This window comes from Marinobacter sp., from assembly GCF_035268745.1.
GTDB lineage: Bacteria > Pseudomonadota > Gammaproteobacteria > Pseudomonadales > Oleiphilaceae > Marinobacter.
Window position 1 is genome coordinate 25,784 of sequence record NZ_DATFKH010000090.1, and the last position, 22,232, is coordinate 48,015.

General features: G+C 58.2%; 21 protein-coding genes. 10 read left to right on the forward strand and 11 right to left on the reverse strand.

What is annotated here, in order from left to right; all coding sequences use genetic code 11:
* Positions 1-89 precede the first annotated feature (89 nt).
* Together VJ956_RS07550 and VJ956_RS07555 are read left to right on the forward strand one after the other, a co-directional pair.
* Positions 90-956, forward strand: a complete 867-nt coding sequence (locus VJ956_RS07550; protein ID WP_324083447.1) for an MBL fold metallo-hydrolase — start codon at positions 90-92, stop codon at positions 954-956.
* 28 nt (positions 957-984) lie between these two features.
* A complete protein-coding gene (locus VJ956_RS07555; RefSeq protein WP_414674399.1) occupies positions 985-2,712 on the forward strand; it encodes a SulP family inorganic anion transporter in 1,728 nt (575 codons plus the stop codon).
* An 11-nt stretch (positions 2,713-2,723) separates the two neighbouring features.
* Here VJ956_RS07555 and VJ956_RS07560 read toward each other — a convergent pair whose 3' ends face one another.
* Positions 2,724-3,350, reverse strand: coding sequence for a Crp/Fnr family transcriptional regulator (locus VJ956_RS07560; protein WP_324083449.1), 627 nt, complete (start codon positions 3,348-3,350; stop codon positions 2,724-2,726).
* Positions 3,351-3,476: 126 nt separating this feature from the next.
* Between VJ956_RS07560 and VJ956_RS07565 the strand changes: the two genes are divergently transcribed.
* Positions 3,477-3,668: a DUF2892 domain-containing protein gene (locus VJ956_RS07565; RefSeq protein WP_324083451.1), complete on the forward strand. Its 192-nt coding sequence runs from the start codon at positions 3,477-3,479 to the stop codon at positions 3,666-3,668.
* A gap of 51 nt (positions 3,669-3,719) precedes the next feature.
* Here VJ956_RS07565 and VJ956_RS07570 read toward each other — a convergent pair whose 3' ends face one another.
* Together VJ956_RS07570 and dauA are read right to left on the reverse strand one after the other, a co-directional pair.
* On the reverse strand, positions 3,720-4,379 hold the full coding sequence (locus VJ956_RS07570) for an energy-coupling factor ABC transporter permease (protein WP_324083452.1): 660 nt from the start codon (positions 4,377-4,379) through the stop codon (positions 3,720-3,722).
* Between the two features lie 138 nt (positions 4,380-4,517).
* Complete coding sequence (dauA, locus tag VJ956_RS07575) at positions 4,518-6,260, reverse strand: C4-dicarboxylic acid transporter DauA (protein WP_324083454.1); 1,743 nt, start codon at positions 6,258-6,260, stop codon at positions 4,518-4,520.
* Positions 6,261-6,551: 291 nt separating this feature from the next.
* Here dauA and VJ956_RS07580 point away from each other — a divergent pair, with 291 nt between their 5' ends.
* Complete coding sequence (locus VJ956_RS07580; RefSeq protein ID WP_324083457.1) at positions 6,552-6,683, forward strand: hypothetical protein; 132 nt, start codon at positions 6,552-6,554, stop codon at positions 6,681-6,683.
* An 18-nt stretch (positions 6,684-6,701) separates the two neighbouring features.
* Here VJ956_RS07580 and VJ956_RS07585 read toward each other — a convergent pair whose 3' ends face one another.
* The 8 genes from VJ956_RS07585 to VJ956_RS07620 form a co-directional block, all read right to left on the reverse strand.
* A complete protein-coding gene (locus VJ956_RS07585; RefSeq protein ID WP_324083458.1) occupies positions 6,702-6,893 on the reverse strand; it encodes a ribbon-helix-helix protein, CopG family in 192 nt (63 codons plus the stop codon).
* A 114-nt stretch (positions 6,894-7,007) separates the two neighbouring features.
* Positions 7,008-7,484, reverse strand: coding sequence for an NADAR family protein (locus VJ956_RS07590; protein ID WP_324083460.1), 477 nt, complete (start codon positions 7,482-7,484; stop codon positions 7,008-7,010).
* A 23-nt stretch (positions 7,485-7,507) separates the two neighbouring features.
* Positions 7,508-8,689 carry an acetyl-CoA C-acyltransferase gene (locus tag VJ956_RS07595; protein WP_324083462.1) on the reverse strand — a complete coding sequence of 394 codons (1,182 nt, stop codon included), beginning with the start codon at positions 8,687-8,689 and terminating at the stop codon, positions 7,508-7,510.
* 188 nt (positions 8,690-8,877) lie between these two features.
* On the reverse strand, positions 8,878-10,029 hold the full coding sequence (locus tag VJ956_RS07600; RefSeq protein WP_324083486.1) for an acyl-CoA dehydrogenase family protein: 1,152 nt from the start codon (positions 10,027-10,029) through the stop codon (positions 8,878-8,880).
* Between the two features lie 199 nt (positions 10,030-10,228).
* A complete protein-coding gene (locus VJ956_RS07605; protein ID WP_324083464.1) occupies positions 10,229-10,990 on the reverse strand; it encodes an SDR family NAD(P)-dependent oxidoreductase in 762 nt (253 codons plus the stop codon).
* A 33-nt stretch (positions 10,991-11,023) separates the two neighbouring features.
* A complete protein-coding gene (locus tag VJ956_RS07610; protein ID WP_324083465.1) occupies positions 11,024-12,652 on the reverse strand; it encodes an acyl-CoA synthetase in 1,629 nt (542 codons plus the stop codon).
* A gap of 40 nt (positions 12,653-12,692) precedes the next feature.
* Positions 12,693-14,099 carry a sodium-dependent transporter gene (locus VJ956_RS07615; RefSeq protein WP_324083467.1) on the reverse strand — a complete coding sequence of 469 codons (1,407 nt, stop codon included), beginning with the start codon at positions 14,097-14,099 and terminating at the stop codon, positions 12,693-12,695.
* A 66-nt stretch (positions 14,100-14,165) separates the two neighbouring features.
* Positions 14,166-15,254 carry a Glu/Leu/Phe/Val dehydrogenase gene (locus VJ956_RS07620; RefSeq protein ID WP_324083469.1) on the reverse strand — a complete coding sequence of 363 codons (1,089 nt, stop codon included), beginning with the start codon at positions 15,252-15,254 and terminating at the stop codon, positions 14,166-14,168.
* A gap of 307 nt (positions 15,255-15,561) precedes the next feature.
* On the opposite strand from VJ956_RS07620, the gene VJ956_RS07625 reads away from it, so the two are divergent.
* The 6 genes from VJ956_RS07625 to VJ956_RS07650 form a co-directional block, all read left to right on the forward strand.
* A complete protein-coding gene (locus VJ956_RS07625; protein WP_324083471.1) occupies positions 15,562-16,749 on the forward strand; it encodes a thiamine pyrophosphate-dependent dehydrogenase E1 component subunit alpha in 1,188 nt (395 codons plus the stop codon).
* Position 16,750: 1 nt separating this feature from the next.
* Positions 16,751-17,728 (forward strand): alpha-ketoacid dehydrogenase subunit beta, encoded by a 978-nt coding sequence (locus VJ956_RS07630; RefSeq protein ID WP_324083473.1) that lies wholly within the window; start codon positions 16,751-16,753, stop codon positions 17,726-17,728.
* Positions 17,729-17,754: 26 nt separating this feature from the next.
* The gene (locus VJ956_RS07635) at positions 17,755-19,053 is read left to right on the forward strand and encodes a 2-oxo acid dehydrogenase subunit E2 (RefSeq protein ID WP_324083475.1); all 1,299 of its coding nucleotides are present in this window, start codon (positions 17,755-17,757) and stop codon (positions 19,051-19,053) included.
* Between the two features lie 9 nt (positions 19,054-19,062).
* On the forward strand, positions 19,063-20,904 hold the full coding sequence (locus tag VJ956_RS07640; protein WP_324083477.1) for a protein kinase domain-containing protein: 1,842 nt from the start codon (positions 19,063-19,065) through the stop codon (positions 20,902-20,904).
* A 106-nt stretch (positions 20,905-21,010) separates the two neighbouring features.
* On the forward strand, positions 21,011-21,457 hold the full coding sequence (locus VJ956_RS07645) for a MerR family DNA-binding transcriptional regulator (protein WP_324083479.1): 447 nt from the start codon (positions 21,011-21,013) through the stop codon (positions 21,455-21,457).
* Positions 21,458-21,543: 86 nt separating this feature from the next.
* On the forward strand, positions 21,544-22,232 hold a 689-nt coding region (locus VJ956_RS07650), incomplete at its 3' end, for an acyl-CoA dehydrogenase family protein (RefSeq protein ID WP_324083481.1).

Here is a 22,232-nt window from a genome sequence, read left to right on the forward strand (position 1 = left end):
ATTGAATATTACAATGTACAAAGGGTACCCTGATGCTGTTATCGGCGCCACCGGGTCCCATGCCGCAACACCAGATGGAGAAGCGACTTATGCAAACGCCTCTTGTTAAACATTTCTTTGACGAAGCGACCAACACCTTCAGTTATGTGGTAACAGATCCGGCGACGGACGCCTGTGCGATCCTGGATTCGGTGCTGGATTTCGATTATGCCGCCGGCAGGACCGATGTGCGCTCTGCTGACCGGATTATCGGTTACGTTGAAGCCAATGACCTGGCCGTTGAATGGATCCTGGAGACCCATGTCCACGCCGATCACCTGTCTGCCGCACCCTACCTCCATGAACGGCTTGGCGGCCGCACCGGCATCGGGAAGAAAATTGTCGAGGTGCAGGAAATCTTTGGCAAGACCTTTAATGCGGGCCCCGGGTTTGCCCGCGACGGCAGCCAGTTTGACCGCCTGTTCGAAGAGGGCGACAGCTTCCGGATCGGCAGTCTGGAAGCGCAGGTTCTGCATACCCCCGGCCATACGCCCGCCTGCCTGACCTATGTCATCGGGGATGCGGCTTTCGTGGGTGATACTCTGTTTGCACCGGATGCCGGCACCGCACGATGTGACTTCCCGGGTGGGGATGCCCATACGCTTTTCCATTCCATTGGCAAAGTGCTGGCCCTGCCGGACCAGACCCGGATTTTTCTCTGCCACGACTACAAAGCGCTCGGCCGGGACGAGTTTGTCCATGAAACTTCGGTCGCCGAGCAGCGCGCAAACAACATTCATGTCCGTGAGGGCATCACCGAAGCGGAATTCGTCCAACTCAGAACCGAACGCGATGCCACTCTCGACATGCCCGGGCTGATCCTGCCATCGGTACAGGTCAACATGCGGGCAGGGCATATGCCTCCGGCGGAAGACGATGGCCAGATCTATCTGAAAGTCCCGATCAATCGCTTCTGACCAGGGTCCATGAGAGGGAGTGAAGGCCATGACGGACCGCCTGACCCGGATGCTGCCGATTCTGAGCTGGCTGAAGGACTACAGAGCCGATACCTTTGTCAGCGACGGACTCGCGGCAGTCATTGTTACCATGATGCTGGTCCCCCAGGCTCTGGCCTATGCCCTGCTGGCCGGCCTGCCGCCCGAAGTCGGCCTCTATGCCAGCATGCTTCCGCTGGTGGCCTACGCCATATTCGGCACCAGCACTACCCTGGCGGTAGGGCCAGTGGCAGTGGCATCCCTGATGACGGCTTCGGCGCTGGGAGGCCTTGCCGAATCCGGAACTCCGGAGTACCTGGGTGCCGCCATCGTTCTGGCCACGCTTTCAGGGCTGATGCTTGTCACCATGGGCCTGCTGCGGCTGGGCTTTCTGGCCAATTTTCTCAGCCATCCGGTGATATCGGGATTTGTCACAGCCTCGGGCATTCTTATTGTCGGTAGCCAGCTCGGCCCGCTGCTGGGCATCGACAGTGGCGGCCATAACCTGCTGGAGATGATCAAAGGGCTATGGGGGCAGTTGGCAGCGATCAATATGGTCACGCTCATAATTGGCAGTGGTACCCTGATATTCCTGTATCTGTGCCGCAAAGCCCTCAAACAAGGCCTGACCAGACTCGGGTTACCAGAACGGCTGGCAGACCTTTGCACCAGGGCGGCTCCGGTGACAGCGGTATTCGTTACCACGGCAGTTGCCTGGTATTTCGATCTCGGCACCGCAGGCGTCCGTCTGATTGGCGAAGTACCCAGCGGTCTGCCTGATTTCAGACTGCCTCCCATCGACACGGATCTCTGGACCACGCTGATCCCGGCAGCCTTCCTGATCAGTCTGGTGGGCTTCGTGGAGTCTGTTTCGGTAGCCCAGACCCTCGCCGCGAAAAGGCGCCAGCGAATCGAGCCGGATTCCGAGTTGATCGCGCTCGGGCTTGCCAACGTGGCGTCCGGTTTCAGCGGGGCTTCCCCGGTATCCGGTGGCTTCTCAAGATCCGTGGTGAATTTTGAGGCTGGCGCCCGGACACCCGTTGCCGGCATCCTGACAGCCTTCGGCATCGCCATTGCGACCCTGACCCTGACCGGCCTGCTGGCTTTTTTGCCGAAGGCAACTCTGGCAGCGACCATCATCATTGCCGTCAGCACGCTGATTGACCTGCCAGCGGTTCGAAGAACATTGTCCTATTCAAAAGCAGACGGGGCAGCCATGCTGGCAACGATCACCCTGACTTTATTGCAGGGCGTCGAGACTGGCATTATCGCGGGTGTCGCTCTTTCGATCGGTCTGTTCCTGTACCGTACCAGTCGTCCCCACAGTGCCGTTATTGGCAGAATTCCCGGCACCGAACATTTCCGCAATGTCCAGAGGCACGCAGTGGAGATTGACGACAGGGCTGTTTTTCTCCGCATTGACGCGAGTCTGTATTTTGCAAATGCCCGCTATCTGGAGGATACGGTTCTTGCCCTGGTTTCTGACAATCCGGGGATGCAGGATCTGGTACTGGCGTGTCAGTCAGTCAACGAAATTGATGCCTCGGCGCTCGAAAGCCTCGAAGCAATCAACAGCCGGCTGGGGGATGCCGGAATCCGTCTGAATCTGGCTGAGGTGAAAGGCCCGATTATGGACCGTCTGAAAAAAACCCATTTCTGCGAGGAACTGACCGGGCAGGTCTTTCTCAGCACCTATGACGCATGGCAGGAACTTGCAGGTCGCTCAACCGCGCACTGATACGGCCTTGCTCATAATCTTTCCAGCAGATTCGTGACTTCAATCCTGCCCCGTGCCAGCCTGACCATATCGCGCCGTTCAAGCTCCTTGAGCAGCCGGCTTACCACTTCCCTGGCGGTTCCAAGCTCTACCGCCAGTTCCTGATGGGTTATAACAATGGGTCCGTGATCAGCGCGCTCGAGCAGCCACTCCTCCAGCCGCTGGTCCATTCGACGAAAAGCAACTTCTTCCACCAGCAGCATCAGATCATCCAGCCGCCGACCATAAGACTCCATGATCCCCTGGCGGAAACTGGCGGACTGATCCATCAGCCGGTCAAATACCCCACGGGAAATCATCACTGCGTCAGTTTCTTCCTCGACGACTGCCTCGGCACGATAGGCTTGCCCGGTCATCAGGCACCCGATGGAAAGCGGACAGAACTGATCAGTTTCCAGCCGGTAGAGAACAATACTGTTACCCGAAACACCCGTCATCTGGACCTTGACCCTGCCAGCCACCAACAGCGGTAAGCGCTCACATTTCTGCCCGGCACGGAACAGTACCTGGCCGGGAGGAAAACGCATCACCCGGGCGATTTCCCGGGCCTCCTTACCGAGAGTGTCGTTAAGGATATCGAGGATACTGTGATTTGCCATGAAACCTGATCCTTTGTGGTCGCTAAATACCCGCCGACTGTGACTTTATCACTGAAGTGGCCGGTGATGCTGCCGTATGATCCAAGTATTAACCGAAATAACCGGAAATCACCAAAGGAGACTGAAATGAACAAAAACGTGGGAACTGCAGACCGCATTATACGAGTCATTGCCGGAGTTGTATTGCTGGCACTGGTATTCGTAGGACCACAGACACCCTGGGGCTGGATAGGTATCGTCCCGATCGCAACAGCGTTGATGGGCACTTGCCCGGCTTACTCGCTGTTTGGCATCAGGACCTGCAAGAAGCAGGCCTGATATCCCGACTGGTCAATTCGCGGCCCTGCTGCGAATTGACCAGAGGACACACTATTTATAACGGCGCTGGTCAAGAGTTGTCAGCCGGTCTGGATGGAACACCAGCAGACCGGTGACCAGGGCGCCGTTGGCAAAACCTTCCGGTATCATGAACAGCGGCAGATAACGAACATATTCATGGACCAGTTCGCCGAACGTATAAACACCGCTGGTCCATAGCATCAGACACATGGTCGTCCCGGCCACCGCCACCGAGATGCCCGCCCCGAAAAACCCGCAGAAAAAGATGTAGGCGAAAAAGTTCCGGAAGCCCCGGCGACGCTCCCAGAGCATGATCCCGTGGCTGACAAGGGCCGGCACCATTACGGTAACCAGTCCGTTCACAGCAAACATCAGCAATGGCTCACGCCCGGTGATTACGGTGATCACCAACGCCAGCAGGCCTGCCAGCACCGCCAGCGCCCATCCCAGCATCAGTGTTACCAGAGTGATGCCGAAAATGTGTATCGACAGCCCGGGGGAAATGCCGGCACGCAGATGCCAGAGGAAACCGAGCGCCACAGCGGCCCCGAAAAAAGTATGCTGGAGTGCCTCGTCCTTGCGAAACAGCTGCCAGTCGATCGAACGCAGTGCCCGGACAAGAATGGCCAGAAACAGGATAAGGGCGATTGTCCACTGGCTGGTGGAAAGCAGATTTTCGGTCATACCCATAAATCAGGAACCGCAAGCATTTTATTGATTGATCATACGCAGACAAGCGTAAACGGGATGGCACAAAAACCCACCCGAACCAGAGGGTAACGGGGGAGTGGGCGGCACTACTCCCCGGCCAGAGGATCAGCCGCTGATTTATGCCGCCTGCCAACGCCGGGATACCTGGTGCGCATGTTCCAGATTCCGGCAGTAGGTCAGCGAACCCGCCAGCTTGTGAATACCCGCGCGGCGAAGCTTCACTATCATCCTTGGCTGCAGGCCGACCAGGATAAGCCTGATACCATCGCGCCCCATTTCAGCAACTATTGACTCAAGAGCGACGATGGCTGTTCCGTCCATGCTTGGCACATCATGCATATCCAGAACCACCGTTCTGACCTTCGGATCAACCAGATGCAGCGAGGTCAGTGCCTTTTCGGCCGCGCCAAAAAACAGCGGGCCGTTAATGTCATAGATCGCCACTTCAGGCGGAAACCCGGTGTTCGCGGGATAATGGTGACCCTCAAGCAGGTTGGCCTCGGTCAGCAGGGACATGCGTCTGATGAACAGTGCTGCTGCCAATGCCACCCCTACAGCAACGGCCAGAACCATATCGAAAAGTACGGTCAGACTGAAGCAGGTAACCAGGATCGTCACATCCCCCGGCGGTGCTGAACGCAGCGTACGCACAAAATGCCTTGCCTCACTCATGTTCCAGGCAATAATAAACAGCAGCGCCGCAAGCGCCGCCATGGGTACCAACCCGAGCAGCCCGGCGAGGGCAACGACCGCAAGCAGAACAACGAGTGAGTGAACCACAGCGGATATCGGTGAGCGTGCGCCACTGCGGATATTGGTGGCGGTACGTGCGATGGCCGCGGTTGCCGTGATGCCACCAAAAAATGGCGCAGCAATATTCCCCAGCCCCTGCCCGATCAGCTCGGCATTCGGATCATGTCTGGTTTTGGTCAAGCCATCGGCAACCACCGCACAAAGCAGTGACTCGATCGCCCCCAGCATGGCGATGGCAAATGCCGGGCCCAGAAGTGCACTGAACAGGGTAAAACCCAGTTCCAGAGGTTCACCATCAGGGCCTGGCAATAACCACGGTGCGATAAAGGTCGGCGGTATAGGTGGAACCCCGGTGCCGGTTTGGCCGCCCACCTCCCAGCTGAAGCGTGATGAAATCGTTGCTACTGCGCCATCAGTACCCGGACCACCCATTAACGAATTAATGCCGTAGGCGGCAACGGCGCCAAAAACAAGACCAATCAGGGGCGCAGGGATCGGAATCCTGAGACGTGGCCACAGCAGCATCAATACCAGGGCGAACGCGCCAACACCCAGCTCCAGCAGGTTGAAAGTCGGCAGCGAAGTTGAAATCGTCGCGACATTTTCGACAAAATGCCCGCCCAGCTTCCCCGTCTCCAGCCCGAGAAAGTCGGGGACCTGTAATACCGCGATAACGACCGCGATCCCGGCGGTAAAGCCCAGCACCACCGGATAAGGCACAAACCGGATCAGCGCCCCCATCCGGGTGAGCCCCAACGCCACAAGGATAACACCCGCCATCATCGATGCGATAAGCAGGCCGCCCAGGCCAAATTGCTGGACGACAGGAAACAGGATGACGACGAAGGCGGCGGTTGGTCCTGACACATTGAAACGGGCACCACCGGTCATCGCAATTATGGCGCCTGCTACAATCGCTGTGTACAAACCGTGCTGGGGCGGCACGCCGCTCGCTATTGCCAGTGCCATAGAGAGGGGCACAGCCACGGTACCGATGGTCAGACCAGCCATCACATCCTTCTGGAAGTCGGCCAACCGGTAGCCACCTTTCAGGGCGGACCGCAAGCCCGTGGCGATACCCGGCAGGCCGGTCAGAAGTTGTCGCATGGCGATAATTTGTCCTTTTCCGGAATCGATAATCTGCCCGGCCCGCAACCGGAATGAGCACTTTGTTGTCCGGCCATTTTCGTTTGCGGGTATAATACAATGCTAATGCTATTACAATATATGATTGCTTTACCTGAGCCCGGAATTCTGCCGAATTGCCCAGTGATTCAGATACTTGAAAAACGGTGAAAGATGAAAAGGAATGAGATAAAAGAACTTCTTGAGAAGGATCGCATTGATGCCGTGAAAATCATGAGATCCCCCGCGGATCCGGGCCAGTGGATCGTACTTTTGAAACTAAACGACGGGAAAAGCTTTTTCCTGATTTCTGACGATGATCAGGTGTGGGCCTATCCAACGCTTGATGACGCCGTCAATACGCTGGATGAGATAGGGTTCGTCCGGGCCGAAGTCATGTTTTGAGCGGCCACCGGCCTCATTTCATTTTCTTGCGGAAGCTCGGGGCACGTCTGGTTTTGATGTGTAGTCGACACCATGCTCTTCAAGATAGTTACGAATCAACTGCCGGACTACCTGGGAGGGTGTCAAATCCTGGGTGGCGCAGAGATCTTCAAGGGCTTTCTTTTTGGCCGGATCAATCAGCACCGTCAATCGCGCAGTTTTTGTTTCCATGAAAATACCTGAAGCCGGACTATTCAACGATTATAACAAGATTACAATACTTTGAAGAGTCAGACGCCTGCGGGCTACCCGTTCAAAGCCGACCGCGCTTCACCGGGAACGAAGCTACGACGAGGCCCGCTCTTCCTGCAGCTTGGCGCGTACATTCATCAGCACCTTGCCATACCGGTTGTCGCCGCGTCTGTCGCGGCCACAACCCCAGAAATAATCAAAGTTACTGTTCTCGACAATTTTCTGGTCGCCGGTGGCAAGGAGTTCCTCAGTCAGCTCGGGATGAGTCCGACATCGGGTGTAAACACCGCGGGTCATAACGGTTTCACGCACCTGCTTCCAGTCTTTCCGAAAGCTCTTGTGTCGCTTGCGGCCCAGTTTCCGTGCCTGTTGAGGTGAGGCAGCAGCCCTGACCTGTTCCTGCCGGGCATCATCCGTGAACTTCATGCCCTGGAAGTAGTGCTCCACAGAGGGCCATACCTTCCCCTCCAGTTCAAAACTGAAAAAAGAGTGGGTGCCCAGGGGGACCAGGGGATCAGATCGTGAGATGAACAGATCCTGTTCGCCGTCGTCGGTTGGGAAAATAGCCATGGTAGTCAGGTAGCTCCTACTTTTTAAAGCAGTTCGATAGCCACGGCCGTACCTTCGCCGCCGCCGATACAGAGGGATGCCACGCCACGGCTGAGGCCGCGCTGTTTCAGGGCGTTGATCAGGGTGACCATGATCCGCGAACCGGAAGAGCCGATGGGGTGGCCCAGGGCGCAGGCTCCGCCATGTACGTTGACCCTGTCGGCATCCAGCCCGAGCTCATTGATGGCAGCAAGGGTGACCACAGCGAAGGCTTCATTGATCTCGAACAGGTCCACCTGGTCGCGGCTCCAGCCGGACTTTTTCAGCACCTTTTCAATGGCGCCGATGGGCGCGAGTGTGAACTCGGCCGGCAGTCGGGCGTGGGTGGCGTGGGCGACAATCCGGGCCTGGGGAGCAAGGCCCCGCTTTTCGGCTTCCTCGCGGGTGGTCAGCACCAGGGCGGAGGCGCCATCGCTGATTGAGCTGGAGTTGGCGGCGGTGACGGAGCCATCTTTGGCGAAGGCCGGTTTCAGCTGGGGAATCTTTTCCGGCCTGGCTTTGCCCGGTTGTTCGTCGGTGTCGACGACGGTATCCCCGCCCCGGCCGGAGACGGTCACGGCAGTGATTTCGTCAGCGAACCCGCCATTCCTGATGGCTGCCAGGGAGCGTTCGAGGGAGGCGATGGCAAAGTTATCCATGGCTTCGCGACTGATGCCGTATTTGTCCGCCGTGCGCTGGGCGAATACGCCCATAAGACCGCCTTCGTAGGCATCTTCAAGGCCGTCCAGGAACATGGAGTCGATGACCTGGCCATGGCCCATGCGATAGCCGGCACGGGCCTTGGGCAGCAGGTACGGGGCCTGGCTCATGTTTTCCATGCCGCCAGCAACCATGATGCTGTTGGTGCCGGCCCTGATCTGGTCGTGGGCCATGATGACAGCCTGCATGCCGGAACCGCACATTTTGTTGACCGTTGTGCAGCCGCTGGAATCGGGTATGCCGGAGGCGCGGGAGGCCTGGCGTGCCGGTGCCTGGCCGAGGCCGGCGGGCAGCACGCAGCCCATGATGACTTCCTGGATGTCGGCGGGCTGGAGGCCACTTCTTTCAATGGCCGCCTTGATGGAGGTGGCGCCGAGGTCCGGGGAGCGCACCGAGCTGAGGTCGCCCATCATGCCACCCATGGGTGTTCTGGCGGAGCCTGCTATTACTACGTCTGTTGTCGACATTTTGCTTGCCCTCTTTATCGTGTAAGCCTATTTATCAGGGAGTTCGCCGAATAGCGACCCTCCCCTTCGGGACACGCCGTGAATACCTCCATGTAGGCTCGAAAAAAACATCCCTGTTTTTTACGGTCCCGAAGGGAAGGGTCGCCATTCGGCTTCCGGCTCGTGAGTTATCGCCAGGTCGACGTCATTCAGGCTTTGCCCAGAACAGACCTTGCGATGATTTCTTTCATTACCTCTGAAGTACCGCCATAGATTCTTTGTACTCTGGCATCTACAAACGCCCTGGAAATCGGGTACTCGCTGGTGTAACCGTAACCACCGAACAGCTGCAGGCAGCCATCTGCTACCCGGCACTGCATTTCCGTGGCGCTGTACTTGGCCATGGACGCTGTGGGCGCGTCGAGCTCGCCTTTTTCGTAAAGTTCAATGCATTCGTCGACGAAGGCGCGGTTGACGCGGCAGTCGGTTTCCATGCGGGCAATTTCGAAGCGGGTGTTCTGTAGCTGGGCCAGTTTCTGGCCGAACAGTTCCCGCTCCCGGGCGTAGGCAATGGTCAGGTCAAGGGCTCCGCGGGCGGCGGCAACGCCGAGCGCACCGATGACCAGGCGCTCGCGGGGCAGTTCCCGCATCAGGTACATAAAGCCCTGGCCTTCTTCACCCAGCAGTGCTGACGCGGGAAGGCGCATGTCGGAGAAGAACATTTCCGAGGTGTCGCCGGAGTGCTGGCCGATCTTATCGAGATTGCGGCCTTTGCTGTAACCCGGCAATGAGGTGTCCACCAGGAACAGGCTTATGCCCCGGGCCCCGGCTTTGGGGTCGGTTTTGGCAGCGACGATGACCATGCCGGCGTGCTGGCCGTTGGTAATGAAGGTTTTGGAGCCGTTGAGGATGTAGTCGTCGCCGTCTTTTACTGCACTGGTGCGCATGGCCTGCAGGTCGCTGCCGGCACCGGGTTCGGTCATGGCTATGGCGCCAACGACCTCGCCCGAGACCATTTTCGGTAGCCATTGCTGCCTCTGCTCTTCGTTGCCGATGTGGCTCAGATAGGGGGCAACGATATCGGAGTGCACCATCACGTTGGTCGACAGTGCGCCGAAGCCCATGCGGGCCATTTCCTCACCGACCACAACAGAGTACAGAAAGGGCGCACCGCAGCCGCCCCAGTCTTCGGGTACATCGACGCACAGCATGCCGGCGTTGCCGAGGGTGTCCCATAGTTCACGGGGCACGATGCCGGATTTTTCCCAGGCTTCGTACTGGTGAGTCACCTCGGTTTCCAGGGCCTTGATGACGGATTCCCGGAACATTTCGAGTTCTTCTTTATCAACAACACCGGTCATGGTTGTATCCTTCGATTGCATGGGCACCGTAATTGCCTGGGCACACAGCTTGAGCACATACTGACGAGTGGGAAAGCAGGCGGATACGTCCATTCAGGACACGCCGTGAATACATCCATGTAGGCTCGGATGCAGCATCCCTGCTGCATACGGTCCTGAATGGACGTATCCGCCTACTTTCCTTCAGCTTAATAAATAGTTACCTGGGCGCCATGCGCAGGGCGTTGTCCAGGCGGATGACCTCACCGTTGAGAATCGGGTTGCGCACCATCTGGTCCACCAGCATGCCGAACTCCTCAGCCTTGCCCAGGCGTTTGGGAAACGGCAGGGTAGCGGCCAGGCTGTCCTGCACTTCCTGGGGCATGCCAGCCATCATCGGGGTCATGAAAATGCCCGGTGCGATGGTGTTCACGCGAATGCCTTCCCGCGCCAGTTCCCGCGCAGACTGCAGGGTCATGGCGACAACACCACCTTTGGAGGCGCTGTAGGCGGCCTGCCCGATCTGGCCCTCGAAGGCGGCGACGGAAGCTGTTGAGATTACCACCCCCCGCTCGCCGTCGGCGTTGGGTTCACGCTGGGCCATGTCGGCTGCCGCCAGGCGCATGATGTTGAAGGTACCGACCAGGTTGACCTGGATAACCTTGTTGAAATTCTCCAGAGGCATGGGCCCTTCCTTGCCGAGGATCTTGCCAGCCGGGGCAATACCGGCACAGTTGACGACGATGCCGCACAGGCCATGGGCATCACGAGCCGCCTTCACCGCGACTTCGGCGCTTTCGGCGGAAGCCACGTCACATGCGATGAATACACCACCAATATCCCTGGCCACGGCTTCGCCCTGCTCCTTCTGCAGGTCGAAAATGGCAACTTTACAGCCGGCAGCTGCCAGTGCACGGGCGGCGCCTTCGCCAAGGCCCGAGGCACCACCAGTTACGATGGCTGGTACATCCTGAAATTCCATGATCATCTCCTGTTCTCAATATCAGCCGCGCAGTCAGAGCTTTTTGGCCTCGTCCCGCAACACGAACTTCTGGATTTTTCCGGTGGATGTTTTCGGCAGTTCGCTGAAGACAATGGTCTTGGGCGCCTTGAACTTCGCCATCCGTTCCCGGCAGAAGGCGATGATTTCGTCCTCACTGACGTCCCCCGCTTCCGGCTTGAGAGTGACGAAAGCACAGGGTGTCTCTCCCCACTTGTCGTCAGGCCTGGCCACCACGGCGGCTTCAAGGATATCGGGGTGACGGTACAGCACGCCCTCGACTTCAATGGTGGAAATGTTCTCACCCCCGGAAATTATGATGTCTTTCAGGCGGTCCTTGATCTCGGCGTAGCCATCGGCATGCCAGACCGCCAGGTCGCCGGTGTGAAACCAGCCACCCCGCAAGGCTTCCGCCGTGGCTTTGGGATTTTTCAGGTAGCCTTTCATCACGGTATTGCCGCGCAGGAAGATCTCGCCAATGGTTTTGCCGTCTTTCGGCACCGGTTCCATGGATTCGGGATCGCCCACCATCATGCCGGCCAGGGTGTGATAACGAACCCCCTGTCGCGCCTTGATACTGGCGCGCTCTTCCACCGGCAGCTGATCCCATTCGGATTTCCAGGCACATACGGTCACCGGGCCGTATACTTCCGTGAGGCCATAAACGTGGGTGACGCGGAAGCCCATCTCCTCAATGGCCTCAATGACCCTGGCCGGTGGCGCCGCGCCAGCGGTCATTGCCTGCACGGTATGGCTGAAGCCGGATTTCGCGGCTTCCGAGGCACCCAGCAGGGTATTCAGGACAATCGGCGCACCACACATATGGGTGACCCCGTGTTCACTGATCAACTGCAGGATCTTCTCCGGATCCACCTTGCGCAGACACACATGAGTGCCAGCAAAAGCGGTGATCGTCCAGGGAAAGCACCAGCCGTTGCAGTGGAACATCGGCAGAGTCCACAGATACACCGGATGCATGCCCATGGACCAGACCGCCTGGTTACCCATGGCATTTTCATAGGCGCCGCGATGGTGATATACCACCCCTTTCGGGTTACCAGTGGTGCCGGAGGTATAGCACAATGAGATCGCATCCCACTCATTCCCCGGCATCTGCCATTCGAATTCCGGATCACCGCCCGCCAGGAAAGCCTCGTAATCCAGGTCACTCACCTGAGTGCCGCCACCACCCAGTTCCGGATCGTTGACGTCAATCACCTGTGGCGGGTGGTCCAGCTGGCTGACAGCCTTATTGATGACTTCACCGAATTCCCGGTCTGCAATCAACACCTTGGCCTCGCCGTGCTCCAGCATGAAGGCAATGGCCTCGGCATCCAGCCGGGTGTTAAGCGCATTCAGCACGCCGCCCAGCATGGGAACACCGAAATGGCATTCCAGCATCTCGGGAATATTCGGCAGCATTGCCGCCACGGTATCGCCTTTGCCTATTCCCTTCGCCGACAATGCCGAGGCAAGGCGGCGACAGCGCTCATAGGTTTCCTGCCAGTTGCGTCGCGTCTGGCCGTGAATCACTGCCGGATATTCCGGATACACGCTGGCGGTACGCACCAGAAAATCCATCGGTGTCAAAGCCACGTGGTTTGCATCGCTGGGCTCAAGGCCCTGATCAAAAATTGAGACCATACATCTCTCCTAAGATTGTTCTGGGCAGGGTTAGCCGCTGCTACAGAAGGTTATAGATGAAAACGACCGCTACAGCGACAGGAGTTACGTAACGGATAATGCCATACCAGAGCGAGAAACTGCGGGCCGACATGGCCAGTTCGTTCTGCAGGGCCTCGCGGGTCATGATCCAGCCGGCGAACAGGGCCACCAGCAGGCCTGCCAGGGGTAGCATAACGCTTGCGGTCACGAAATCGAGCAGATCGAATATGGTCTTGCCTTCAAACATGGCGAACATACCGAGAGGTGTCACATCCGACCAGACATTGAGCGAGAGAATCGAAACAATGCCCAGTAGCCAGCAGGCAATACCGGCACCAATGGTGCTCTTGCCCCGGCTCATGCCTTTTTTCTCCTCCAGCCACTCAACCACCGGCTCCAGCAGGGAGATGGCGGAGGTCCAGGCGGCAAAGGTCAGCAGGATGAAGAACAGCGTACCGAACAGACTACCCCAGGGCATCTGGCCAAAAGCCAGTGGCAGGGTCTGGAAGATCAGTCCCGGCCCGGCACCCGGTTCAAGGCCATTGGCGAACACAATCGGGAAGATCGCCAGGCCCGCCAGCAGCGCAACGCCGGTATCCATAACAGAAACTACAATGGAGGTTTTGGCAATGGATACATTCTTCGACAGGTAGGACCCGTAGGCCATCATTACCGCCATTCCCAGGCTCAGGGTAAAGAAGGCATGGCCGAGGGCCACCAGAACGCCGGCTGTGGTCAGTCCGGAAAAGTCGGGCTGAAAGAGAAAAGCAACGCCTTCACCAAAATGCCCGGTTGTCATGGCATAGCCAACCACAATAAGCAGCAGCACAAACAACGCTGGCATCAGGATGGTCACCGCGCGCTCAAGACCACCCCGGAGGCCACGGATCACCACAAAAACCACCAGAGCCATGAACAGTGTGTGCCACCCCAGCAATGCCCAGGGATTGCCCAGCAATCCTGAAAAGATCTCTCCGATCGCGTCCGCCGATAGCCCGGTCAACTGGCCGGTGGCAGAGGTACTGATATAGGAAACCGCCCAGCCACCAATCATGGAATAGAACGACAGAATCAGAAAGGCCGCCAGCACACCTATTACAGCGGCGAGGCCCCAGGCACGGTGATGGCCATCACGCCTGGTGATCTGACCCATGCTTCGTATCGGGCTCGCCCCGCCCCGGCGACCGATGAGTATCTCGGCCATCATGATGGGCAGACCCACCGCGGCAATACAGAAAAGGTATACCAGCACAAAGGCACCACCGCCGTTTTCGCCGGTCACGTAGGGAAACTTCCAGATGTTACCAAGGCCAACCGCGGAACCGGTCGCCGCCAGAACAAAGGCCATCCGTGATGACCAGAGGCCACGCTTGATGGAAGCTTCGCTGTCTCCGCCTCTCTGACTGGCAGGGGAAGGGTTATTCATGATGTTCTCCTGAGATCATTCTTGTTTTCTGCAGATTCATACCGGAGTGTCAGCCGGCGATGTCGATTAGCCAGGGATTCTGACTTCAGCCGGGTGATGCTCGAAGCGTTCTTCCGCCAACTCATTGGCAATCTCGCCGGTTGGCCGCTCATCCCTCTTTGAGCGCGCAAAGATCTCGTCCAGGGTGTCTCCAATGCTTTCCACATGGCTGCGCACTACGGCCGGCTCGGCGCCAATGCGCTCATAATAGACATCGATGATGCCACCGGCATTGATCACGAAATCCGGCGCATAGAGAATGCCCTTCTGCCAAAGGGTGTAGTCGTGACCCGACCGGTATAACTGGTTGTTGGCGGCCCCGGCAACGATGGGAGCCTGCATTCGGGGAATCGACTCATCATTGAAAGTGGCCCCCATGGCACATGGTGCCAGCACATCCACCGGCAGGAACAGGATTTCATCAGCACTGACCGCTGTCGCCCCCAGCTCATCCACCGCCCGGTTCATATTGTCATGATGGATGTCGAAGACCGAAAGGCTTGCGCCTGCGTCTTTCAGGTGACGAGCAAGCCGATAGCCGACATTGCCAACCCCCTGGATGGCGACGCTCAGTCCCTCCAGATCGTCGGGGTCGGTACGTCCCAATTTGTGTTTCACCGCCGACTGGATACCGACGAAGGTTCCGTAGGCGGTTGCCGGTGACGGGTCGCCACTGCTCGGCTTGCCATCAAAACCGGGGCGTGAGGAAACACCGGCTACATAATCAGTACACCCTGCCATCACTTTGAGGTCGGCAACACTGGTGCCGGAATCCTCTGCGGCGATGTACAGGCCACCCAGGCTTTCCAGAAAGCGCCCCATGCTCTCCAGCAGGGCCTCCGTCTTATGCTGATGGGGGTTGCCAATGATAACGGACTTGCCACCTCCCAGATCGAGATTGGCCAGCGCGGATTTGTAGGTCATGCCCCTGGAGAGGCGCAATACGTCGGTAAGCGCTTCTTCCTCGCTGCTGTATGGGAACATCCGGCAGCCGCCCAGAGCCGGGCCACGGGAGGTATTGTGCACAGCAATGATGGCGCGCAGGCCGGTTTTCGGGTCGCAGTGGAAAGACAGATGTTCGTGGTTATCAAATTCGGGATGAGTAAATACACTCATGGATCGATACCTTTTTCAGAGCACGACCGCGATCAGCAGCTGTGCTTGCATTCAGCTCAGGACGCCGGGATGGCAGTTTGTGCCATTGGCTGCCTTTTCAGTTGTTCAGGCTCTTTTGAAGCCGGACTGCCGAACGATAGGTTAACCTGCACGTTAACGTCAATGGTTATCTTTCATCCAGGTGCCGTTTACGTTAATGTAAGTTCTAGTCTGGCTCTATAGTGCCTCACCGGGCTCGCCGAACCGACGTCATGGTACCCTCATAAGGGGTGCCTGGTCCCTCAACCCCTACCCTAGGAAGAGGATTATGAATACGAAAACAACACCCAGCACTGTACATACGCCAACCTTTACCGACGGCGACGAGTTTCGAATTCCCACCTTTCAGCTTTTGCAGCAGGACGGCACACTCTATAAGGGCGCCAAAGCCCCGTCCCTCAAAAAAGACACCGCTCTGCGCATATACCGAGCCATGATTTTTACCAGGGTTCTGGATGAGCGCATGCTGGCTGCACAGCGCCAGGGCCGCCTGAGTTTCTACATGCAGTGCATCGGTGAGGAAGCCGCCGCCATTGGCAGCGCCGCCGCGCTGGATGAAGACGACATGATCATGGCCCAATACCGTGAACAGGGCGCACTGGCCTATCGTGGCTTCACCGCCGACGAATTTATGAACCAGCTTTTCGGTAACGTAATGGACTACGGCAAAGGCCGCCAGATGCCGGTCCATTATGGTTCCGCCAAGCTGCATTACATGACGATTTCGTCCCCCCTGGCGACCCAGATTCCCCAGGCCACCGGCTATGCCTACGGCCAGAAGCTGGCCGGCGACGGCAAGTGCACCATTGTATATTTCGGTGAGGGCGCCGCCTCGGAAGGGGACTTTCACGCCGCCCTGAACATGGCTGCTGTGCACCGGGCACCGGTGATTTTCCTGTGCCGCAATAACGGTTATGCCATTTCCACACCGTCCGTGGAGCAGTTTGCAGCCGACGGGGTGGCGCCCCGGGCCTACGGCTACAAGATGGATGTGATCCGGGTGGACGGTAACGACATTCTGGCCGTCTACGAAGCCACCCGGCTTGCCCGGAAAATTGCGGTAACAGACAACCGTCCAGTGCTGATCGAAGCCATGACCTACCGCCTGGCCGCCCACTCCTCCTCCGATGACCCGTCCGGTTATCGCAGCAAGGATGAAGAAGCTGTCTGGCGCGAAAAGGACCCTATCCTGCGCATGCGTCATTGGCTGGAAGGCAGGAATTGGTGGAGTGAAGACGAGGAAAAAGAAATCCAGGAACGCCTGCGCCGCGAAGTGCTGGAAACCATGAAAAGGGCCCAGAAGCGGCCACCACCTCCCCTCGAGAGTCTTGTCACCGATGTGTATGACGAGGTGCCACCGGAACTGAACCGGCAGCTGGAGAACCTCAAGACTCATATCCGCAGGTATCCGGATGCATATCCCAAGACCGCCGAGCAGGCCAGGGGAGGTGAATGAAATGCCCAGGATGAATATGCTTCAGGCCATCAACAATGCCCTTGATATTGCCATGGCCGCCAATGACCGGGTGCTGTGTTTCGGCGAAGACGTTGGCGTGTTCGGCGGAGTTTTCCGGGCCACCAGCAACCTGCAACAGAAATACGGCAAAGACCGTTGTTTCAACACTCCCCTGGTAGAACAGGGCATTATCGGGTTCGCCAATGGTCTTGCCGCCCAGGGCTCGGTACCTGTGGCCGAGATCCAGTTCGCGGATTACATTTTTCCGGCTTTCGACCAGATCGTGAATGAGTCGGCCAAGTTCCGCTACCGTTCCGGCAACCTGTTCGACGTTGGCGGGCTGACCATCCGCGCGCCCTATGGCGGCGGTATAGCCGGCGGCCTTTACCATTCCCAGTCACCGGAAGCCTACTTTGCCCATACACCGGGCCTGAAGATCGTGGTCCCCCGCAACCCTCATCAGGCCAAGGGGCTGTTGCTGGGTGCCATACATGACCCCAACCCGACCCTGTTTTTCGAGCCCAAAAGGCTCTATCGGGCCTCGGTGGGCGAAGTGCCGGAAGAGGACTACCGCCTGCCCCTGGGTCAGGCCGAAGTGCTGAAAGAAGGTGCCGACATCACCCTGCTTGGCTGGGGCGCGCAAATGGAAGTGATTGGCCAGGCCGTGGAAATGGCAGAGAAGGAAGGCATTTCCTGCGAAGTCATCGACCTGCGAACCATCCTGCCCTGGGATGCAGATACGGTGGTCGAATCGGTGCTCAAAACCGGAAGACTGCTGGTAAGCCACGAGGCGCCGCTGACCGGCGGCTTCGCCAGTGAAATTGCCGCAACAATCCAGGAACGTTGCTTCCTCTATCTGGAGTCCCCCATCGCCCGGGTTACCGGCATGGATACGCCCTTCCCCCTTGCACTGGAGAAGGAGCATCTGCCCAATCACCTGAAGGTTTTTGATGCCATCAGGGCGAGCGTGGAATTCTAGGTCGATATCAGGACAGGAGAGCAACAATGAATGATTTTATATTGCCCGATATCGGCGAAGGTATCGTGGAGTGCGAACTGGTCAAATGGCTGGTGAGCGAAGGCGACATGATAGAAGAAGACCAGCCGGTCGCTGAAGTCATGACCGATAAGGCCCTGGTGGAAATCCCTGCACCCTACAAAGGGCAGGTTACCCGGCTGTACCACCGGGAGGGAGACATCGCCAAAGTGCATGAGCCCCTGTTCGAACTGGTGGCCGAAGGCGAAGAAGGCCAGCAAGGCAGAGCAAGCGACAGTGCCGGCCAGAACCGGGCAGAGGCAGCCACCCGTGCCACCGAAGCTCCAGCGCGGGAACAGCCAGCGCCGGCGACCACCTCAGCGCAACCGGCCACCGCAAAAACCGATGTAGCCGGCAAGCGGATTCCTGCCAGCCCCGCCGTGCGGCGCCTGGTGCGTGAGCACAAACTGGATCTGGCGGATATTCCCGGCTCCGGAAAGGACGGCCGCGTACTCAAGTCCGACATACAGGACTACCTTGAGCACGGCAAAAAGGCGCCTGATGCGACCGCCGTTGCGGAACCGACAGCAAAGACCGGCAAAACCCGGGATGCGGAAACCGGCCAGGTCCGGGTGGAGCCCATCCGGGGGGTAAAGGCGGCCATGGCGAAGCACATGGCTTCGGCCGCAGCGAACATTCCTCACTTTATCTACAGTGAGGAAATCGATGTTACCGAGCTGCTGGCATTACGTGCCCGCCTCAAGCCGGAGGCAGAAGCTGCTGGCTCGCGGCTGACCCTCATGCCCTTCATAATGAAGGCCATGGCCCTGGCGGTACAGGAATATCCCGTACTCAACAGTCAGCTCAATGAGCAGGTCACCGAAATCCACTACCAGCCCAATTGCAACATCGGCATGGCAGTGGACAGCAAATCCGGCCTGATCGTGCCCAATGTAAAAGGGGTGGAGCAGCTCACCCTGCTGGAGATTGCCAATGAAGTGGCCCGCCTGACAGAGGCAGCAAGATCCGGCCGGGTGAGTCAGGAGGATCTCAGGGGAGGCACCATAACCATCTCGAATATTGGTGCCCTGGGCGGCACCTATGCGGCACCCATTATCAATGCGCCAGAGGTAGCCATTGTTGCCCTTGGCCGGACCCGGAAGCTGCCGCGCTTTGACGCCAACGGACAGGTGACAGAAAGGGCGATAATGACCGTAAGCTGGGCCGGGGATCACCGCATTATCGACGGCGGAACCATTGCCCGTTTCTGTAATCGCTGGAAGAGCTATCTGGAAAGTCCCCAATCCATGCTACTGCATCTGGGTTAGCCGGAAATCATGCCGCAGCAGAGCCAGCTTCAGCAGTTCTATATCCCGGAGGAGCAGTCCGTTTACCTGCTCAGCCAGGACGACGCCCGCAAGCTCAAGGACTGGGTGGCGCTCTGTGCCAGCCAGCTTGAACAGCTGGGCTACCGGGATATAGAAATGATAGGCAAGGGCGCCTACGGTTTTGTGTTTGCCGGCAAGCTGGTACAGCAGGGTGCGGACGACCTCGAATACGTGTTCAAGTTCACCCGTGTGACCCTGCCCCGGCATCTTCAGGACCGCCTGGAGGAAGAAGCCTTCATGCTGGAGCAGGTAAAGCACCCTCGCGTACCCGGGTTGATCGCCTATCAACGGGCGGGCAACCAGCCCATCCTGGTAATGCAGCGGGCGCCAGGGCTAAACCTGGAGGAGATCTCACTACGGGAGGGTCCGCTGAAGCCACGCCTGATCGTGCGCATTGCCGACCAGCTGGCCGATATCCTCCGCAACCTGCGCAGGGAAGCCGGGCCGGCCGGACGGCCCATTGTCCATGGTGACATCAAACCCTCCAATCTCGTCTTTGACGAAAACACCGAAAGGATCGCGCTTATAGACTGGGGCTCCTCCGTGTTCGCCCAGCTCGATGCCAACCAGCAGTTCATCAATTCCAATGTCATGGAACTGATGTCCGACAATCTCCAGCAGACCAACGCCCGGCTGGGAGATGTCTACTTCATTGGCGAAGAACAACTCAATGGCGGACTGTCTTCCCCCCGATTCGACGAACAGGGTGCGGCCGGTACGCTTTATGCCCTGGCCTCCGGACAGTCCTGCCGCTTCGGCCACCAGGCAATTCCACCGACCTCCCTGGGCCTGCCCATGGAAGTTGCCCGCATGCTGGAAGGCATGCTGGATCCGGATCCCGGGACCCGCCGGCGGGCGGGGGACTATTACCTGCAGGAGATGCCACGGATGGCGCGGACCGTGATGGTCGACCTGCCTGAACCCGCCCCCGTCCCCCTGGTGCCGGTGTGGCTGCGACCCTCCGAACGGGAAACAGATACCGTGGTTTACAGCTCCCGTAAGTCATTCCTGCGCCAGGAAGATGCCCGCGAGACTCTCAATGACGTCAACGATGTCCAGCTCGACCGCTACTACAAGAACTTCATGCAAGGCATGGGCGAAACCGAGAAAGCTTTCCTTGCGGCGGTAAGCCGGCTCGGCAAATATCCCGTGGCTGGCGGCCTGGCGGTACGCTGGGAGACCGACGGTGTCTACATAGACACATCCCTTAACCTGCACGACCCGGAGCTTCGGAATGCTTTCGTCACGGCCGTGAACAACATGGTGAACCTGGCCCGGGCGATTTACCGCCAGGGTATCTTCAAGAGCTGCCTGTTCAACGCCCGGGACACCCTGCACATTGACCGCGCCAGCCCGGACCAGCCTTTCCTGGTGTCACCGGACATGCACCTGCCCTACCAGGTGAGTGCAGCGCCGGAAGTGGAAGACCGTACCCGGGTACACTCCTACTTCGAGGACGGGCCGGACCCGGAGGAGTTCCTGGTGTTGCCCGACACCATTATCCGCTCCCTCGAAGCCCTGAACGGCATCCACCACACCGGCATGATCATCTTTGAAGCCCTGCCCACCCATCTCAAGATCCACAGTCACTATCACCTGCTGGACCCGGCCCGGGAGGAGGAATTCTCCCGGCGGCTGGGAGAGATTCTTGCCGCCGTGAGTCAGATCGAAGGACTGGGTGTTTCCGGCTTCATGAAAATGCCCTACAAGGATACCCGCCTGTTTAGCCACATTGAGCGAGTGCCTGAGCGTTATTACCCCAGGAACCCACGCCTGGCAGTTGATACCTGACTGGATAGCCGCGCCGGAGGTCCGTTTTAAAACGCAGTGGTTTTGTAAAAATACCTTTACGTTAACGTAAACTTTATCTAACCTAAGGCTAAAACGGGAGCAAGCCATGAACACCAAAAAAACCTACAGCATCAGTGAGCTCGCCAAAGAGTTCGATGTCACTACCCGAAGTGTGCGTTTTTACGAAGACCAGGGCCTGCTCCACCCCACGAGGCGGGGCCAGACCCGGATCTTCAGTTCCAAAGACCGGGTACGCCTGAAGCTGATCCTGCGGGGCAAGCGCATGGGTTTTTCCCTGGCGGAAACCAAGGAGCTGTTCGATCTGTGGGACGAAACCCCCAGCGGTAACGAAAAGCAGCTGCTGTTGATGCTGGAAACGCTGGCCAACAAGCGGGCACAGCTCGAGCAGCAGAAAAACGACATTGCTCAGGCAGAAATGGAAATGGACACGGCAGAAGCCCGGTGCCGGGAAGCGCTCGCCGAGCTTCAGAAAAAAACGCGTAAACAGGCGAAGGCTGAGAAGGCAGAGCCTGAAGTACTGGAACAGAAGTAGTGGCGGACACCGAAGCGAGCGGATATCGGTTTCCGCTTGCGGAGCCCGCGGCCAACTCCAAGTTAGAGAACAAAAGGTAGCCAACAATGAAAGCACAATACTCAGAGTTCAATTTCGGCCTCGGCGAGACGGTGGATATGCTTCGCGAGCAGATCAACGGCTTCGCCGCCGGTGAAATCGCACCCCGTGCCGAAGCCATTGACCGGGAAAATCTGTTCCCCAACGACCTCTGGAAAAAGTTCGGTGATATGGGCCTGCTGGGCATTACCGCTGATGAAGCCTATGGCGGCTCCGAAATGGGCTATCTGGCGCATGTGGTCGCCATGGAAGAAATCAGCCGTGCCTCCGCATCCGTTGGCCTGTCTTACGGTGCGCACTCCAACCTGTGTGTCAACCAGATCAACCGCAACGGTTCTGACGAACAAAAAGAAAAGTATCTGCCCAAACTGATCAGTGGTGAACACATCGGTGCCCTGGCCATGTCTGAACCCAACGCCGGTTCCGACGTCATCTCGATGAAACTCAGCGCCAAAGACGCGGGCGACCACTACCTGCTCAACGGCGCCAAAATGTGGATCACCAATGGCCCCGACGCCCACGTTTACGTCATCTACGCCAAAACCGACCCGGCCGCCGGCCACCGTGGCATCACTGCCTTTATTGTCGAACGGGACACCCCGGGATTCACCCAGGCCCAGAAGCTGGACAAGCTCGGCATGCGCGGTTCCAACACCTGTGAACTGGTATTCCAGGACGCCAAAGTGCCCAAAGAAAA